The organism is Bacteroidia bacterium, from assembly GCA_037045145.1.
Classification (GTDB): Bacteria; Bacteroidota; Bacteroidia; order AKYH767-A; family OLB10; genus OLB10.
Map to the genome: position 1 here is coordinate 431,108 of JBAOIA010000011.1, position 17,338 is coordinate 448,445.

A 17,338-nucleotide genomic window follows, 5' to 3' on the forward strand; every position below is an offset into this window, starting at 1 on the left:
GGGGGGTGTTTGAAAAAAAACGATATTTTTCTTGACATTGCCCTTTTTTTCAATGTATTTTTACCCCGTTTTTAAAAAATCAAACACTATATGAGCAATGTTCGCTTTCGTGCCCTCGATGCTACCAATGGGCGCATACCTGTAAAAATAACCCCTCCGTCAGTAAAGGTATCTGACTATTTTGCAACAAACGTTTTCACCAAAGAAGCTATGTTTAAGTTCTTACCTAAGAACGCATTTAATGCTGTAATGTCAGCAATAGATACAGGTGAGAAAATAGACCGTAAAATAGCTGGTGAAATTGCCCATGGTATGAAAGAGTGGGCCATCAGCAAAGGTGCTACACACTACACACATTGGTTTCAACCGCTAACCGGAGCTACTGCCGAAAAACATGATAGCTTTTTCGACATGAGCAATGATAACTCATTCGAACATTTTTCAGGAAGTTCTTTAGTGCAACAAGAGCCTGATGCAAGTAGTTTTCCAAGTGGAGGAATAAGAAATACTTTCGAAGCACGTGGCTATACGGCATGGGATCCGGGTTCTCCGGCATTTATTATTGAAAGCCCAAATGGACGCACCCTTTGTATTCCTACAATTTATGTCTCTTACACAGGTGAAACACTTGACTATAAAGCACCATTGTTAAAAGCATTGCATACACTGAATGAAGTAGCTGTTCCTGTAGCACAATATTTTGATAAAGACATCACACGCATTAGTACAACATTGGGCATTGAACAGGAATATTTCTTAGTTGACACTTCTTTGTTTTATGCACGACCTGATTTGGCCATTACCGGAAGAACAGTGTTCGGTCATTCACCGGCAAAAGGACAACAATTAGAAGATCATTATTTCGGTTCTATTCCCGACAGAGTAAATGCCTTTATGCACGATTTTGAAATTGAAGCCTACAAACTTGGCATTCCATTAAAGACACGTCATAATGAAGTAGCACCATGTCAGTTTGAATGTGCTCCTATTTTTGAAGAAATAAATCTTGCTGTTGATCACAATCAGCTTCTTATGGATTTAATGGATAAAGTTGCCCGCAGACATCAATTCAAAGTATTGTTTCATGAAAAACCTTATGCAGGAATAAACGGTAGCGGCAAACACAATAACTGGAGTATGGTTACCAACACCGGAAAAAATTTATTGTCGCCAGGTGGAAATCCAAAATCCAACCTCATGTTTTTAACTTTCTTTATCAATACCATAAAAGCTGTTCACGAACATGCAGACTTGCTACGTGCCAGCATTGCTTCAGCAGCTAATGACCATCGTTTAGGTGCTAATGAAGCACCACCTGCCATTATGAGTGTTTTCCTGGGTGCACAGTTAAGCAGCATCTTAGATAATATAGAGAAAAAAGTAGGTTCAAGTAAAATGAGTGTAGAAGATAAAACTGCACTTAAACTCAACATTGGTAAAATACCCGAAATATTACTTGATAATACCGACCGCAACCGCACATCACCCTTTGCCTTTACAGGAAATAAATTTGAGTTTCGTGCCGTTGGCTCTTCTGCCAACAGCAGCAATGCCATGACCGTTTTAAATACCATAGTGGCCAATCAACTTCGAATTTTCCGCAAAGAAGTTGACGCACTTATCAAGAAAAATGTGAAAAAAGACGAAGCTATACTTCGTGTGCTGCGTCAATACATTGTTGAGACAAAAAATATCCGTTTCGAAGGAAATGGCTATAGCGAAGAGTGGGTAAAAGAAGCAAAGAAGAGAGGTCTTTCCAACCATCAGACAACTCCGGTTGCATTAGATGCAATGGTTTCAAAAAAATCGCTGAAGCTTTTTGAAGACAACCATATTTTTACACATCGTGAAGCTGAAGCAAGACATGAAATAATGCTGGAAACTTATATCAAGAAAATTGAAATTGAAAGTCGTGTCATTGGCGATCTGGCACAAAATCATATTATTCCTGCAGCATTCCGTTATCAGAATTTTTTGGCAGAAACTGTTGACAATATCAAAGACTGCGATCTGAAAGCAGAAACATATTCCACACAGTTGCTGCTGATAAAAGAAATCAGTGCACACGTAAATGCCATTAAGAAAAATGTTGATGCCATGCTTGCATCACGAGATAAAGGAAATAAAATAACAGATTTACGTGAAAAAGCTATTTTTTATTGCGATAAGGTTAAAGTGTCCTTTTCAACAATCCGCGAACATGTTGATGCATTGGAAATGATAATTGATGATGAAATCTGGCCAATGGTAAAATACCGCGAATTGGTTACAATCAGATAATAGTGTTGCATAAAAAAGCTGTCCTTCGGGGCAGCTTTTTTGTTTAGAAGCTATATGCAAACATTGGAATAAATGGTTTTTAATTCAACCTTTGATACTGTTTCAAAAACTACTTAACCACAATTTGTAATTCTAAATTTTCCCACTCACTACTTCTTATAAAAATTCATTTCATCTATGTAATCATACACCGATTCAGGAAGATAAAAACGCACGTCCTTGCCTTCTTTGATGGCTTGTCTGATAAAGGTAGAAGATATTTCAACCAATGGTGCCTGAATAATTTTTACAAAAGGATGATTTTTTAATTCGCCCCCATCGGAATCTGGTCGCGGATAAACATATATTTTATAGTTTTCTAAAATCTGTTCAAAATTTTTCCATTTATGAAAAGTGATAAGGTTGTCGCTACCCATTATCAACACAAACTCATGTTGTGGGAATTTTTCATTCAGATGAACTAAGGTGTTTATGGTATAGGAAGGCTTAGGTAAGCCGAATTCTATTTTCGAAATTTTTATTTTTTTATAACTACCAATAGCTGTTTCTACTAAATGCAACCTCTGATAATCATTAAGCAAAGATCCGGCAGGCTTAAGCGGATTGTGTGGTGATACCACTAACCACACTTGTTCTAAATCTGTAAATTCTGCAAAATAATTTGCAATCATCATGTGCCCGTTATGCACAGGATTAAATGAACCAAAAAATAAACCAATCTTCATTTAGTTAATTCTTATTCTGTCAATGCGGGTAATTTTGTCTGCCTGATAGTTTATGGTTAATATTAAAACACCTTTATCATCATATATCTTCCATAATCCATTCCGTTGACCTTGTTTGTAGTTACGCACTTCATGTAATTTCCCATTGTCGTTGTAATAAACATGTTCGCCATCTTCAAGACCATCAATATACTTTCCTGTAAATGCTGTTTTGCCGTTTTTATAAGTCTGATGCCATGTGCCAAATTTTAATCCATCGGCATATTCACCTTCTGCAACATATTCTCCATTATTATATTTCCATAGTCCTTCTTTTTTACCATCAACATATTTTCCTGTTGCTATAAGTTGTAATGAGTCGTTATATTCTTTAGAAATGCCTTCTTCTTTACCATTTATAAAACTTTCATCTCGTCTTATTTCACCATTCCTAAAATACCATTTCCACTCACCTTCCGGAAGACCGTTTTTATAATTTCCAATTTGTTGAACAGCTCCATTTTGGAATAAAAATTTCCACTCGTCAATTCGTTTTCCATCTTTATATTTTCCTATAGAATACACTGTGCCATCTTCATAGAAAAATTTCCATTCTCCCTGTCTGTTTCCATTTTCATCCGTAATTCCTTCTGCAACTGGTTTATCGTCTTCAAACAACTTTCCTGATATAACATTTCCTTTCTCATCATAGATTTTTTCTACTCCCTGTCGTTTATCATTTATTACATTTACAATAGATTTTACTTTTCCTCCTGTATAAAAATTGCGCTTTACTTCAAACTTAGTAGTGCTTTTCTTATCAATTACTAACTCCCCATTTTTATACTTTTCTGAAAGAGCCAATGTGCCATCACTATTATATACCCTATAAAAGCCATTCCTTTTATCGTCAAGATATTCTGTTTCTTCTTTTAATTTATCATTGTCAAAAAACACCTTCCATACACCTTGCTTTAATCCAAATTTATCTATTCTGTTTATTCTCGCTTCGCTGCGGATATAACCCTCGTTGTAAGTTGTGATGGTAATCAATCTGCCATCATCTGCATATGATTTTGCAATTCCATCTTCAACACCATTTTTAAATGGTACCATATTTATAAGCTGGCCATTCTCGCCAAAGTCTTTTACCCAACCTTGTCTGATGCCATCTTTTAACTCTTCTTCCTGTTTTAATTTTCCATCAGAAAAATAGTAACGTTGTATTCCGTTTTTTAACCCTAAATCATAAATTAGTTCACTGGCTATTTTCCCGTTTTCATTGTAAAATTTCCATAAACCATCCGGTTTATTATTATGTCTGTTTCCTTCTGATTTTAATTTTCCGTTTTCAAAATAAGATTTCCATAAACCTTCTGGTTTTCCATTTACGAAGTTACCTTCGCTGCTTTTATTACCATTCTGATAATAAAAAGTTTTAAAACCATTGGTTGCTGCACTGTCTGTTTGTGCAAATATGTTTGAATAAAATGATAAAAAAAATGCTGCAATCAGTATTCTACAAACCATGTTGTTTTGATATTTCAAGCATGCGTTTTAAAGGTTGAAGTGCTGCCTGCTGCAAATGTTTAGGGATAATTACTTCCGGTACTTCGTTTTTCATACAGAGATACACTTTCTCTAAAGTATTTAGTTTCATGTAAGGACAATCGTTACAAGCACAGTTATTTTCCGGTGGCGCAGGAATAAACATTTTTTCAGGCGACAGTTTCTGCATCTGATATAAAATTCCCGACTCTGTAGCTACAATAAACACTTTCGCAGGATTATCTTTTGTGTACTTCAAAAGTCCTGTAGTACTGCCTATAAAATCTGCATGTCGCAATACATGATCTTCACATTCAGGATGCGCAATAACCAACGCTTCAGGATATCTCTCTTTAAGTTTTATAATTTTTTGTTCTGAAAATATTTCATGAACTACACAACTTCCATCCCACAACACCATGTCACGACCAATTTTTTTATTAATGTATGCTCCTAAATTTTTGTCCGGAGCAAAAATAATTTTCTGATCCGGAGCAAAACTTTCAACAATTTTTACCACATTGCTCGATGTACAAATAACATCACTCAAAGCTTTTATTTCTGCAGTGCAATTGATGTATGAAATAACAACATGATCAGGATGTTCTTCTTTAAATTTTTTAAAGTCAGCAGGTGGACAACTGTTAGCTAACGAGCAACCTGCATTCAAATCAGGTAAAACAACTTTTTTATCGGGATTCAGCAATTTTGCTGTCTCCGCCATAAAATGTACGCCTGCAAAAACTATCATAGAGGCATTAGTCTTTTCGGCTTGCTGCGCCAGCCCAAGACTATCACCCACAAAATCCGCCACATCCTGAATATCGGATTCCTGGTAGTAATGCGCCAGTATGACGGCATTTTTTTCTTTTTTTAATTTTTCTATTTCTTCAAACAAATCCATGGAGGCAGGAATACTTTCCGGCAAATATCCATGTTTCAAAATCATTTCAGAAACTTCAGTCATTACAATCAATTATTATAATTAAATAAATAAATATTATTTTAAAAAATATTATGTTGTTATAATTAGTCGGTTAATATGTGGTATAACTTTTTAAGAAGGTACTTGTATTTTAAGTTACCATGCATGCATTAACAACTTATAAACCTTTTATCATTACTAAACTTTTGATTAATAAAGGCATAAATATAACAATTAACAACGGTTAATAAGCATATATGTTTATAAAAAACGGTTAATTAAATGTTTATTTCTGTGCATGGCTCTGTTTAAATATTAGCTAAAACTTAGTACTAAAAAATTTTGATTTAATATTAAATATGATAAGGCATTTTAGATATGAACATTACAAACAAAAGAAATGATAAACTATAAACAGAAAATATTAATATGAACAAGAATGTTGTTAATTTTACACCATTATAACACACTATTAATCAGCATAAAAATATTTGCCTGTTAATACTGGTTAATAACTTAAATTTATCACATGCAAAGTATAATTATAGGCAGCGATCATGCCGGTTTCACATTGAAAGACGCCATAAAGAAAAAATTTTCTAAAAATTTTGAATTTACTGATAAAGGTACATTCAGTTCAGATTCTGTTGATTATCCTGACTATGCACATGCAGTTGCCGGAGAGGTAGATGCCGGAAAATTTGCATTTGGAATTCTTTTATGTGGTAGTGCTAATGGTGTTGCTATTACAGCTAATAGACATAATGGGGTGAGAGCTGCAATTTGCTGGATGCCCGAAATTGCTGAATTAGCCAGAAAGCATAATAATGCCAATATTATCTGTATTCCGGCACGCTTTGTTAGTGAAGAAACAGCTTTTTTAATGATAGAGAAGTTTGTAAGTACGGATTTTGAAGGTGGACGTCATCAGAAAAGAATAGATAAAATAAACTGTGTTTAATATTTAAAATAGAAAATAAATTGCTATGAAATTAAAATTTATTCTGCTGTTTTGTGTACTTCCATTTTTTGTAAAAGCACAGGAAGAACAAGATACTTCTTTAGTAACTTCTAAAAAACAGCAACGAGAAATTCCTCGATTTGCAATTACCGCAACTGGTGGCCTTAGTTGGAGATTAGCCGATGTTAACCCTGATGAGAATAGTTTAACTAAAGCTTATATTAAAGATTTGAAAAGCGGAAATGGTTTTGAGATTACCGCAAAATATTTTTTTAATTCAAAATTTGGTGTTGGTTTAAAATACAATAGTCATCTTTCAAAGGTCAGATACGATAATATGTACTTCTCGTATAACAATCAGAATTATTTTGGTACAGTGTCTGATGATATTTCAATCAATACCATAGCAGTAACTTTTAGCGGAAGATTTTATAATAGACAGAAAACAGGTTATTTTACTTTTGATGGTGGCATTGGTTTGATGACTTATAAAGACGATTCGAAAATCGCTACCAATATGATTAATATTAAAGGAAACACAATGGGCTTTAATGTTTCTGCCGGAGTGGGTGTTAACATTACAAGAAATGTAAGTTTAGTAATAGGTTTAAATTTTCTTAATGGTACTTTATCACAATATGATGTAACAGAAAATGGAATAAAGCAGCGGGTTACATTAAGTGAAAACGAATATCAAAGCCTTAGCCATATTGATGTTTTTGAAGGGCTGGTATTCACCTTTTAGACTCATAAATCTTTTTTTCTGAATTTACGCACAGCAAGTAGTGTTGGCATAACTATCCATATTAAAAGTATTAATAGAATAGTAATGGTTCCTTTCTGCGAGCCTAAAAATTCATTAAACAAAGCACCTGTATAACCCATTAGTGCTGAATAGTCTGTATGAATAAGAATAAGTATTCTGGCTAAGTCAACAGGATTAAAAGTAGTCAGTATCATAAGCGGCTTTTCTATAGGATAGTCGCCAAACTGAAACATTAATAGCAGTAATAAGCCATCATAAAGAATGGTAAAAAACAACCATGCAAATATTGCAACACCAATCCCCTTAGCTTTATCTTTTGTAATGATAGAACCAAGAAAAGCCAATGAAGTAAATATCAATGTAAGTAAAATACCGGCTAACAGAAAAATAAAACCTGTTACATCTGGTGTAAAAAGTAATATGGGTAAACCAATTCCAATTAGAAAAGCCAACGTTAAAGAAAGAACCACACCTGCATAAATACTTATAATAAGTTTTTTTCTGGAGACCGGCTGTGCTGTAAGTAACTCAATGAATTCTGAAGAATTAAAAATATAGATAGTAGCATAGATAAGGCAAACTAAAGGAACAATAAATAGAATAATATTTAATAAACTGATTAATCCTTTTGAAGTATTTTCATCAAGATTAAAAATGCTGAATCCTGTTACCATCAAAAAAACAAGGTAGGCTATTACAACCTTGCTTTTTAGAATGTCTAACATAATATATTTAACTATCTTATTCATTATTCCTTTTAAGAATGGTTGTAATAACTTTCGAAATAGATTTCTCGCCTGTTTGTAGTTGCAGTTCTTCTAATTTATTATGAAACATCAACTCGCCTTCCTTGAAGAAAATAATTTCTGAAACCAACTCATCCAGTTCACTTAGAATGTGGGATGTAATAATAATCAGTTTACCATTATTTTTTTCTACTCTAACTTTTTCTTTAAGTATCTCTGAAGATAAAGGATCGAGGCCGGCAGTTGGTTCATCTAGAATAATTATTTTAGGATGAAACAGAAATGCAAGACAAGCACTCACTTTTTGCCTTGTTCCACCAGACAAGGTTCCCATTCGTTTTTGAAAGATTGATTTCATGTTAAACGCATCGAGTAAATCCGTGTCAGCATGATTCATTTGCTCTTTACGCATATCCATAATCATTTCAAACACCTGACCAATATTCATATTTTCAGGATAGCGACCTATCTGCGGCATATATCCAATCTGACTTCGGTAGCTGACATCATTCTTTATATCTGTATTGTTAACTTTTATTGTGCCTGATTCGGGCAGCACCATTCCTAAAACAGATTTAATAAATGTTGTTTTACCTGATGCATTAGGTCCCAGTAATGCAACAGAGCTGTTGTTTTCAAGTTTTATGGATATATCTTTTAATACCCTGATCTTACCAAATGTTTTATTGATGTTTAATGATTCAATCACAGTGCTACAGGTTTCATTAATGGTTTATTGTCAACTAAATTTTCCGGTGTGATACTAGGAATAATCTTTTCGCTGCGGTCAAGTAAAAACACAATTAAGCTTTTAATAAATATTGAAGCAATGGGAATATTTTCTGTAACCATAGAAAACAAACTTACCGGTCTGTAGGGTACATCTCCAATACCATCGCGTTTTAAATCATAACCTTCATATTTATCCCAATAGTTACCATCAAAGTTATTTAAAACCAATGAGCCATTGGTTGCAACATCAAAAGTGTTGCTATTAAAGTTATTGTCATGAACGGTGTTGTTGCTACAACTTGCTTGTACACGCAAGGCATACCCATTTTTAAAGAAATTATTTTTTATGATATGAAGCCTGTTGGTTCCTTCCATCAAAACACCGGTAGTGTTGTTTTCAAATATATTATCTTTAATAGCTCCGTCAGATATTTCTTTTAACAACAAACCGTAAGCTGAAGCGCCTCTATTCATACTAAACAAATTTCGAAACATTGAAATGTGATTGGAAAACATGACTGCAACACCGGCACCATTATCAGTAAACGTATTGTCTATATAGGAATCATTATTTGAGAACATAAAGTGTAAACCATAACGCAAATTATTGTAACTGTTGTTTTTTTCAATATGAGAGTTTTCTACAAATTCAAAATATATACCATCTCTGTGACCGGAAATATTGTTGTTTTTTATAGAGGCATACAGGCACTTCCATAGATGAATAGCATTACCGGTAGATTGTTCATCAGTTCCAGGTGTTCCGCGAATTGTATTATTTTCTATTTTAAAATTATCGCAGTTGGCTATATGTATTGCAAAATAAGAGTTAATCAGAGTATTGTTTTTAATTAAAAACTGCCGGCTATTCATAACTTTAATTCCGGCTAAATCTTTCATGGAGGAATATCCTGAATTTTTAATGGTTAGTCCGGCAACCAAAACGCTGTTTGCATTAATGGTTAATACCTCAAACTTATTTTCTCCATCAAGAACTGGATTATCAACACCTATCAGTGACAGTGTTTTTTCTATGAGAATGTTTTGTTCTTTATATAGGCCGGAATAGATATAAAGTGTATCAAAAGGTTTTGCCAATGCAACACCTTCTTTAATTGACTTAATTGAAAATTCTTTTCCTATTTTTAATACACCTGCCTGTGATTTACCTGAAAAAAACAGAAGAATCAGAAAAAAATTTACAACAACAGAAAGTGTTTTATTTGATTTCATTCTGAACAAAATTCCAGTCAACTAATACACCGCCATCATCTTTTAATAGTTTCTCGGCATCTTCTTTATTAGCAAAAGCAGCAAAGCCGCTATTCATTGGCGTACGTAGGTTGTCGCTTTTTAAATAAACGGCATCAGCTGCATTCATCAAATCAATCTGATCAAAATAATTTACGACATAAAAATTTGCAGAACCCGCATTTACGTTAGATGATTGTCTGCTCCATTGCAACATGCAGTTAATATCATCAAATTTGTAAATACGACCTTTGTCCGATATTATTTCTGCACCAAAGCGAGTATCTGCAATAGGCATTTTGCAATGAACACAGGCATCTTTTCCGGCAACTAATGGCTCTGGCTTAGTCGTACATGATACTATAAGAAGAGAAATAATAATGAATGTCCACCTCATACATTTTATTTTTTACGATTTACTTTTTCTTAAACCCATGGCCCAAATTATAGCACAGATGAGTGCGGAACCAATTACAATATAACCACCTACATCGGGCATAGAGTGTGCATCAAAATTCAGCAACTGCTTATGGCCTAATATAGGTGGTTGATATACCAATCCTGGAATTTTAATGGGTGCATTAGGATCAAGATTATGTCCATAATCATAACCCCACTGATAGAAATCGTAGAGTGCAAGAATGCCACAAATAACAGAAACTACTAGGTAACTAAATAAAATTTTACGACTACCGGTTATGGCTATCACTAATCCATATACAATAAATGCGGCTACAATATATTTCAGGAATGAAAATTCGGGAAACATTTCTACACTTATTTTTTTCATTCCTATATAATGGTTCAAACCATTAATAACCTCTACGTCACCGGTTAATTTATCGAGCCATATTTTCATTACCAATCCTTCCGGATATTGTGGAGCGAATAAATCAATTCGCCAGATGGGAACGAAAAATGAAATGGCAATTAGTAAAGAAGAGATTGCAATGATAACTCTTGATACACCGTTTATTTTTGTCATAAAAATTTGTATTTAATTTTACCTCCTAAGAATTAAATTATTTATCGGGTGGCAATAAAACTGCATCTATAACATGTATCACTCCATTTGCTGCAGGAATGGTAGCAATGATATTTGCCTGATTGTTAACCATAATTTTATTGTCCTTGTTCGAAATTGTAATGTTTTTCAAATTTGCCTGATTGATTGTCTGGCCATCTGTAAGCATTTCCGGTTTAAAAACACCCAGCGAGACATGATATTCAAGAATATCCTGAAGCTTGGCTTTATTTTCGGGCTTCATTAAATCATCTACCGTTCCTGCAGGTAACTTATTAAACGCTTCATTGGTTGGTGCAAAAACAGTAAATGGACCGGCATTTGAAAGAGATGTTACATAGTCGGCTTGCTTTAGTGCGGCTACCAAAGTTGAATGGTCAGCTGAGCCTACTGCAATTTTAACAATATCTTTTTGCGAATCATCGTCTATAACAGCTTCTTGTCCGCCTGCTTGAGTTTCTTCAGTGGTGGCTGCTTGTTGGTTTTCTGCTGCGGGAGGATTACAGCTAAATGCTACTGATGCAGCAAACATTACTCCCATTAATAATTTTGTGTTCATAATAATCTTTAGTTTTTATAAAGCACCTCGTTGGTAGTGACACAACGAGGTGCGTTGTGTTATGTTATTAAATTAAAGATTTAGTTGATTGGGGGTTGATTTGTTCCTGTACTAAAAGTCAATGGAACATTTGAATTAGCTGGACTGATTCTGATATAACCTTGCATTTCCTGATGTAATGCAGAGCAGAAGTCAGTACAGTAGAATGGAAATACGCCCACTCTGTCCGGTTTCCACATTAAGGTAGATGTTTCACCGGGCATGATTAGTAACTCAGCATTATTAGCCCCTTTTACAGCGAAGCCGTGTGGCACATCCCAGTCTTGCTCTAAGTTAGTTACGTGGAAATAAACCACATCACCTAATTTCACACCTTCAATATTATCAGGAACAAAGTGTGAACGGATAGAAGACATATAAACATGCACTTCGTTTCCTTTTCTTTCAACCTTTGCTTCTTTTTCGCCTTTGGTTACATAAGGGTGGTGATTATCTTCAATCTTATAAATTTTTGTAGAATTTTTAGATAGCAACTCTGCAGGAACAGCTTCTGCATAGTGTGGCTCACCAATTGTTGGAAAGTCTAATATAAGTTTCATTTTATCGCCACTTATATCATAAAGCTGCGCGCTTTGTGTCAACTCCGGACCTGTTGGCAGATAACGGTCTTTTGTAATTTTATTATAAGCAATTACATATTTACCCCATGGCTTTTTAGTAGGACCACCGGGAACACATAAGTGACCAACAGAATAATAAGTAGGCACACGGTCAAGTACTGATAAATCGCTCAAACGCCATTTTACAATCTCTGACGATACAAAGAATGAAGTATAAGCATTGCCATTTGCATCAAACTCTGTGTGTAATGGTCCAAGACCAGGTTTTTTAACTTCACCATGTAATACGGCATCATATTTTAAAACAGGTAAGCCATCATAATCCCCTTCAAAGTTTTTAGCATTTATTGCCTCTTGCATTTTTGTAAATGAGAACACAGGAATTACTGCAGCCAATTTACCGCTACCAACAATATATTCACCTGTTGGATCAGTATCACAACCGTGTGGTGATTTTGGACAAGGCATCAGATAAACCATATCAGGACAATCTTTCGGATCGAGCATGATAACCTCTTTTTCAAGAGTTGAAGTAGCTGTGTGTGTTTTATCATCAAAGGTATTGTGAGCGTATGAAACACTCTTTTTTACGCCTTTTCCGGCTTTAACATACTCTTCGGCTTTTTTCCAGTTAACGGCCATAATAAAGTCTTTGTCAAACTTCGAGGCATTAACTTCAAGTAGCGTGTTTGCTCTTTCAGAATTGTAACAACTGAAGAAGAACCAACCATGTGATTTACCTTTACCTGCTCGAGACAAGTCAAAGTCAACACCGGGTAACAATATCTGAAATGCAATTCCCATTTTTCCGGACTCTTTATCTATATTGATAAAGCTTACAGTACCTTTGAAATTCTCCTTATAGGTATTAATAGGAACGTCTGTAATTCCATTAGTCATAGGTACACTGAAACGGGTACCGGCAACCACATACTCTGAATTTTCAGTAATAAATGGCGAAGAGTGATTTCCTGCACTATTAGGAATTTCAATGATTTCTGCTGTCTTAAACGTTTTCAGGTCAATACGTGCAATACGCGGAGTGTTGTTTGCATTTCCAAAAGCCCAGCGACCATCATGAACACCATCTGTCACTGATAAAGAAATGTGGTGCAAATCATCCCAAGGAACAAATCCATGAGAAGTGTTGAGCATAGCTTTGGATTCTTCGCTGTAGCCATATCCTTTTTCAGGATCTACAGAAAATACAGGAATTACCCTAAACAGCCTTCCTGAAGGTAATCCATAAATACTCATTTGACCACTAAAACCTCCTGATACGATGTTGTAAAACTCATCATACTTTCCAGGGGCAACATAGGCCTTTTGTGCAGCATCACCCGAAGTGGCTGTGCTCACATTTTTTGGCTTGCATGACGGCATTACTGCAATAGTTATTGCAACTGCCGATGCCATTAATACACTTTTAATTTCCGATTGTTTCATTATATTATTTTATTTTAGTTCCTTATTTAACACCATCGTTTTCACGCATATACTCATAGATATGACGTGCATCATCATCACTTAGCCCTTGATTTGGCATACGCACCAAGCACTCTTCCAACAAACCTTTAGCAACGGCATCTTTATCTAACATTTCATCAGGATTGGTCGAAAAGTTCATAATCCACTCTGCAGACCTCTTACCTGTAACACCTTTCCATCCCGGTCCTACTAATTTCTCATCAGTAAGTTTATGACAAGCAGAACATTTTACATCATAAACTGTCTTACCTGCATCAGCCATTTGTTTGTCAAGTTTTGGATCAACTTTTACATCAGTAAACTTGCCAAAACCTTTTCCATCATCTGCCACCTTAGTATCTTCTTTTTGTTTTTCTTCTTCGTAATACTGTTTCATATCTTTAGATTCAGCAGCTTTTTCTTCTTTAGTTGCAGACCCGCCACAGGCAGCAAACAGGGTAATGCCCATTCCGGCAATCATTAAATTGATTAAGTGTTTTTGAATTGATTTCATATTGATGATTTTAATTAAAATTTTACACGACAAAAGTATATATAATTAACAGGGTGTTCAAAAAAGACTGATATGATTGTTGTCACACAAACAATTGATAATTGCATGTATTGAAAACTGCTTTTCAGCATGTTTTTTTAATACTTCTAAATCTATTAAGATACATATCAAGATAAAAAATATGTATGGTATGCTACAACGGTTGTTTAATTTAAAAAATTTAGCAAAAAACAGAAATCAACCAGGAATAGAGTAATGCAACAACTATGGATCCAATAATAATATATAAAGCTCTCAAACGGTCTTTCTTTTTACAATGCTTGTTATCAATAGTATCAAGATTTCCCGGTTCATGAAAATTATGCAGACTGAAAATTGCAAAAAGCACACAAAATCTGCTTACAACTTCAATAAAAAGAATTATTGTTGCTAAAGTTGTTAGGAAAAGAAGATAAAAAATCCACAAGCTATGAAGGAAATGAACTGTTATTGTTAATATTATACTAATCAGTAAAAAAGAAACCAGAAATTTTTGCCTTATTCTAATCTCAGCTTCACCTATGTTGCAAGACCCGGCTTTATACTGATTTGTGCACATTGTAACTATTATTAAACCTTAACATCAAAGCCGCATTATTGTTCTGTAAAAATATTAATCAGTGCGAAAATATTATAGACTCACTTTATTTACTTTCACAGCCAAAATAGGCAATGGTAATGATGAAAAAAACCACATTTGTTTTTTTTATTTTATTCGGTCAGTTAATAACCGGTTTTAGTCAGTCGCAAGATTCTTTGGTGCTTCGAAAAATATACAATGAATCGTTAGCGCACGGACAAGCTTATAATTATCTTAAAGTGTTGTGCAAACAAATTGGACACAGACTTAGCGGCTCTCCGGCAGCAGAGAAGGCTGTGTTATGGGCAGAAAAATCAATGAAAGATTTTGGCGCAGATACAGTTTTTTTACAAGATGTTATGGTGCCGCATTGGATAAGAGGTGAAAAAGAAAGTGCGTCCATAATTTCTTCAAAAAACAATCTGTCAACACCATTAAATGTTCTTGCTTTGGGAGGAAGTGTTGGTACTGAGGGAAATACCCTTATTGCCAACGTAGTGGAGGTTACTTCATTAGATGAGTTAGATAAATTAGGTATAGCAAAATGTGCAGGCAAAATAGTTTTTATCAATCAGCGCATGGATGCAACTGAAGTTATGACGTTTAATGCTTATGGACCTGCCGTTGCCATTCGTTGGGCTGGAGCAAAAAAGGCTTCACCATATAATGCTATTGCTGTAATTGTTCGCTCAGTAAATCCTTCATTAGACGATTTTCCACATACCGGAACATTACATTATCCGGACACAATTAAAAAGATACCCGCTTGTGCAATTAGCACCAATGATGCTGAAAAATTATCAGCAATGCTTAAAAGCGATCATCAGCTTAAAATAAAACTGAAGATGAATTGTAAACAACTTCCCGATGCACCATCGCACAATGTTATTGGTGAGATAAAAGGCACAGATTCAACGGCAGGATATATTGTTGTTGGCGGACATCTTGACTCTTGGGATACCGGTGAAGGGGCACATGATGATGGCGCAGGAGTGGTGCAAGCAATGGAAGTATTAAATCTTCTGAAAAAGGCCGGTATTAAAACACGTCACACAATCAGGGCTGTTGCATTTATGAATGAAGAAAACGGAGGAAAAGGTGGAGAACACTATGCAAAAAATGCGCTTGAGAAAAACGAAAAACATTTGGCAGCAATTGAATCCGATTGTGGAGGTTTTACTCCAAGAGGATTCTTTTTGCAAGGTGATTCATTAAAAAAGGAAAAAATCAGATCGTGGAAAAACCTTTTCGAACCCTATCAGATTCACAGTTTTAATTTTAATGGTGGAGGTGCAGACATCGGACATTTAAAAAATCAAAATACATTTTTGTTAGGTCTGCTACCCGACACGCAACGCTATTTTGATATTCACCATTCGCCAAATGATGTGTTTGAGCATGTTAACAGACGAGAATTGCAATTAGGTGCTGCTACAATGGCTTCCATGATTTATTTAATAGATAAATACGGTTTGGAGTAATGTTGTTGAAAGAAACAGAGCTGAAACAAAATGCAGCACTTTACCATGAGCGTCAAAAGAATAATTCTTCTGATTCCCCACCAATATTTTTAGAAAGAAAAAAAGAAGTCTTTTCAGATTATGATCTGGCAACACGCAGAGCGGCATATTACCGCTGGAAAAGCACTGAAAGCCTCGACAAGCTGCTCATAACCTTTGAAGCCAATGCAATTAAATCAGGAATAAAAGTCTTATGGGCTGTTGATGCCATTCAGGCTCAAGCAGAACTCAATACTGTTATTAACAAGTTTCAACAAAGTAAAATTCAAATCAACACTTGTTATAACGAACTTGAAACCGAAAAATTAATCCTGCCTTTATCTGCCAATACAAAAAGTAAAATCAGTATTTGTGATGCAATTTTTGTTTCCGCAGAACCCGCAATAGTTGCCTGTTTATCGGATAATAATTTCTCTGAAAGCGATGTTAAAATATTACTTACCTCGGTTGATAAATTAGCTTCTTCTGTCAATGAACTTGAACTGCTTATGTCGCTGCAATCGCTTCAAAAAAGCAATTCAAGAAAGTCCTTTTCTTTAATTTCCAATGCCGGAAGTAACAGCCATAAACAGGAAGTTTATGTTTTGATTTTTGATAATGGACGAAGTAAATTATTAGAAAGTCAGACAGACAGACAAATGCTGCATTGCATTGATTGTGGGATATGTCAGGCTGTTTGCCCTATAACAGAAAGTATTGGTACAACGGGAGGCAATGAAAATAATTATGGCCCGCCATCATATATCAGAGCCGTTTATGATGGAGGACAACGCGAATTTGGCCATTATGCCGGGCTATGCAATATGTGTGGTAAATGCAATGTACATTGTCCTGTTTATATTGACTTTAAGAACTCATTTCTACATCTGCGTTATGAGAATGTTCAACAGAAACAACGCTCACAAAAGGAACGACTTTTTTATATGGTTTGGAGGAAAACTATGCTTAAGCGGGAGTTTATGAATTGGAAAACAGTTAATCCGTTACGCTATGCTGTTGAAACACTATTTCTAAAATCAAAAACAGGAATACGAAAACTGCCACAACCCGCTACAAAATCATTTAATCAGATGTGGCGCGATAAAATGGGAATGAAATAATT

Annotated in this window: 16 protein-coding genes; 5 read left to right on the plus strand and 11 right to left on the minus strand. The window is 34.9% G+C overall.

From position 1 onward, the window contains the following. Nucleotides 1-90: 90 nt before the first annotated feature. A complete protein-coding gene (locus V9G42_02790) occupies nt 91-2,280 on the plus strand; it encodes a glutamine synthetase III (protein MEI2758345.1) in 2,190 nt (729 codons plus the stop codon). A 149-nt stretch (nt 2,281-2,429) separates the two neighbouring features. Here the strand turns inward: V9G42_02790 and nadD are convergent, their stop codons facing one another. The 3 genes from nadD to nadA are packed head-to-tail and all read right to left on the minus strand — an operon-like array spanning nt 2,430 to nt 5,499. Beyond that, nucleotides 2,430-3,005, minus strand: a complete 576-nt coding sequence (gene nadD, locus V9G42_02795; protein ID MEI2758346.1) for a nicotinate (nicotinamide) nucleotide adenylyltransferase — start codon at nt 3,003-3,005, stop codon at nt 2,430-2,432. Next, nucleotides 3,006-4,532, minus strand: a complete 1,527-nt coding sequence (locus V9G42_02800; protein MEI2758347.1) for a toxin-antitoxin system YwqK family antitoxin — start codon at nt 4,530-4,532, stop codon at nt 3,006-3,008. After that, entirely contained in the window at nt 4,504-5,499 is a 996-nt protein-coding gene (gene nadA / locus V9G42_02805; protein ID MEI2758348.1) for a quinolinate synthase NadA, read from the minus strand. The genes V9G42_02800 and nadA overlap by 29 nt, the downstream gene beginning before the upstream one ends. Before the next feature lie 487 nt (nt 5,500-5,986). On the opposite strand from nadA, the gene rpiB reads away from it, so the two are divergent. Together rpiB and V9G42_02815 are read left to right on the plus strand one after the other, a co-directional pair. Next, nucleotides 5,987-6,418, plus strand: coding sequence for a ribose 5-phosphate isomerase B (gene rpiB / locus V9G42_02810; GenBank protein ID MEI2758349.1), 432 nt, complete (start codon nt 5,987-5,989; stop codon nt 6,416-6,418). A gap of 25 nt (nt 6,419-6,443) precedes the next feature. Next, the gene (locus V9G42_02815; GenBank protein ID MEI2758350.1) at nt 6,444-7,163 is read left to right on the plus strand and encodes an outer membrane beta-barrel protein; all 720 of its coding nucleotides are present in this window, start codon (nt 6,444-6,446) and stop codon (nt 7,161-7,163) included. Between the two features lie 2 nt (nt 7,164-7,165). On the opposite strand, the gene V9G42_02820 is transcribed toward V9G42_02815, so the two are convergent. From V9G42_02820 to V9G42_02855, 8 genes are all read right to left on the minus strand, one after another. After that, nucleotides 7,166-7,933: an ABC transporter permease subunit gene (locus tag V9G42_02820; protein MEI2758351.1), complete on the minus strand. Its 768-nt coding sequence runs from the start codon at nt 7,931-7,933 to the stop codon at nt 7,166-7,168. Next, nucleotides 7,926-8,639, minus strand: coding sequence for an ABC transporter ATP-binding protein (locus tag V9G42_02825; GenBank protein MEI2758352.1), 714 nt, complete (start codon nt 8,637-8,639; stop codon nt 7,926-7,928). The genes V9G42_02820 and V9G42_02825 overlap by 8 nt, the downstream gene beginning before the upstream one ends. Then, nucleotides 8,636-9,895, minus strand: a complete 1,260-nt coding sequence (nosD, locus tag V9G42_02830) for a nitrous oxide reductase family maturation protein NosD (protein MEI2758353.1) — start codon at nt 9,893-9,895, stop codon at nt 8,636-8,638. The genes V9G42_02825 and nosD overlap by 4 nt, the downstream gene beginning before the upstream one ends. Continuing rightward, complete coding sequence (locus tag V9G42_02835; protein MEI2758354.1) at nt 9,882-10,310, minus strand: nitrous oxide reductase accessory protein NosL; 429 nt, start codon at nt 10,308-10,310, stop codon at nt 9,882-9,884. Before V9G42_02835 ends, nosD begins: the two co-directional genes overlap by 14 nt. 12 nt (nt 10,311-10,322) lie before the next feature. Continuing rightward, entirely contained in the window at nt 10,323-10,898 is a 576-nt protein-coding gene (locus V9G42_02840; GenBank protein ID MEI2758355.1) for a hypothetical protein, read from the minus strand. 37 nt (nt 10,899-10,935) lie between these two features. Beyond that, complete coding sequence (locus V9G42_02845; protein MEI2758356.1) at nt 10,936-11,496, minus strand: fasciclin domain-containing protein; 561 nt, start codon at nt 11,494-11,496, stop codon at nt 10,936-10,938. A gap of 80 nt (nt 11,497-11,576) precedes the next feature. Then, nucleotides 11,577-13,562: a Sec-dependent nitrous-oxide reductase gene (nosZ, locus tag V9G42_02850; protein MEI2758357.1), complete on the minus strand. Its 1,986-nt coding sequence runs from the start codon at nt 13,560-13,562 to the stop codon at nt 11,577-11,579. A gap of 22 nt (nt 13,563-13,584) precedes the next feature. Beyond that, nucleotides 13,585-14,097 (minus strand): cytochrome c, encoded by a 513-nt coding sequence (locus tag V9G42_02855; protein MEI2758358.1) that lies wholly within the window; start codon nt 14,095-14,097, stop codon nt 13,585-13,587. Nucleotides 14,098-14,814: 717 nt separating this feature from the next. Between V9G42_02855 and V9G42_02860 the strand changes: the two genes are divergently transcribed. Together V9G42_02860 and V9G42_02865 are read left to right on the plus strand one after the other, a co-directional pair. Continuing rightward, nucleotides 14,815-16,197 (plus strand): M20/M25/M40 family metallo-hydrolase, encoded by a 1,383-nt coding sequence (locus tag V9G42_02860; protein MEI2758359.1) that lies wholly within the window; start codon nt 14,815-14,817, stop codon nt 16,195-16,197. After that, nucleotides 16,197-17,336, plus strand: a complete 1,140-nt coding sequence (locus tag V9G42_02865) for a 4Fe-4S dicluster domain-containing protein (GenBank protein MEI2758360.1) — start codon at nt 16,197-16,199, stop codon at nt 17,334-17,336. Before V9G42_02860 ends, V9G42_02865 begins: the two co-directional genes overlap by 1 nt. Nucleotides 17,337-17,338: the final 2 nt, after the last annotated feature.

What these genes read in the sequence shown, in the direction of transcription:
- V9G42_02790 (MEI2758345.1), top strand. Translation starts at nt 91, where the DNA reads ATGAGCAATGTTCGCTTTCGTGCCCTCGATGCTACCAATGGGCGCATA.
- nadD (MEI2758346.1), bottom strand. Translation starts at nt 3,005, where the DNA reads ATGAAGATTGGTTTATTTTTTGGTTCATTTAATCCTGTGCATAACGGG.
- nadA (MEI2758348.1), bottom strand. Translation starts at nt 5,499, where the DNA reads ATGACTGAAGTTTCTGAAATGATTTTGAAACATGGATATTTGCCGGAA.
- rpiB (MEI2758349.1), top strand. Translation starts at nt 5,987, where the DNA reads ATGCAAAGTATAATTATAGGCAGCGATCATGCCGGTTTCACATTGAAA.
- V9G42_02815 (MEI2758350.1), top strand. Translation starts at nt 6,444, where the DNA reads ATGAAATTAAAATTTATTCTGCTGTTTTGTGTACTTCCATTTTTTGTA.
- V9G42_02820 (MEI2758351.1), bottom strand. Translation starts at nt 7,933, where the DNA reads ATGAATAAGATAGTTAAATATATTATGTTAGACATTCTAAAAAGCAAG.
- nosD (MEI2758353.1), bottom strand. Translation starts at nt 9,895, where the DNA reads ATGAAATCAAATAAAACACTTTCTGTTGTTGTAAATTTTTTTCTGATT.
- V9G42_02835 (MEI2758354.1), bottom strand. Translation starts at nt 10,310, where the DNA reads ATGAGGTGGACATTCATTATTATTTCTCTTCTTATAGTATCATGTACG.
- V9G42_02840 (MEI2758355.1), bottom strand. Translation starts at nt 10,898, where the DNA reads ATGACAAAAATAAACGGTGTATCAAGAGTTATCATTGCAATCTCTTCT.
- V9G42_02845 (MEI2758356.1), bottom strand. Translation starts at nt 11,496, where the DNA reads ATGAACACAAAATTATTAATGGGAGTAATGTTTGCTGCATCAGTAGCA.
- nosZ (MEI2758357.1), bottom strand. Translation starts at nt 13,562, where the DNA reads ATGAAACAATCGGAAATTAAAAGTGTATTAATGGCATCGGCAGTTGCA.
- V9G42_02855 (MEI2758358.1), bottom strand. Translation starts at nt 14,097, where the DNA reads ATGAAATCAATTCAAAAACACTTAATCAATTTAATGATTGCCGGAATG.
- V9G42_02860 (MEI2758359.1), top strand. Translation starts at nt 14,815, where the DNA reads ATGATGAAAAAAACCACATTTGTTTTTTTTATTTTATTCGGTCAGTTA.
- V9G42_02865 (MEI2758360.1), top strand. Translation starts at nt 16,197, where the DNA reads ATGTTGTTGAAAGAAACAGAGCTGAAACAAAATGCAGCACTTTACCAT.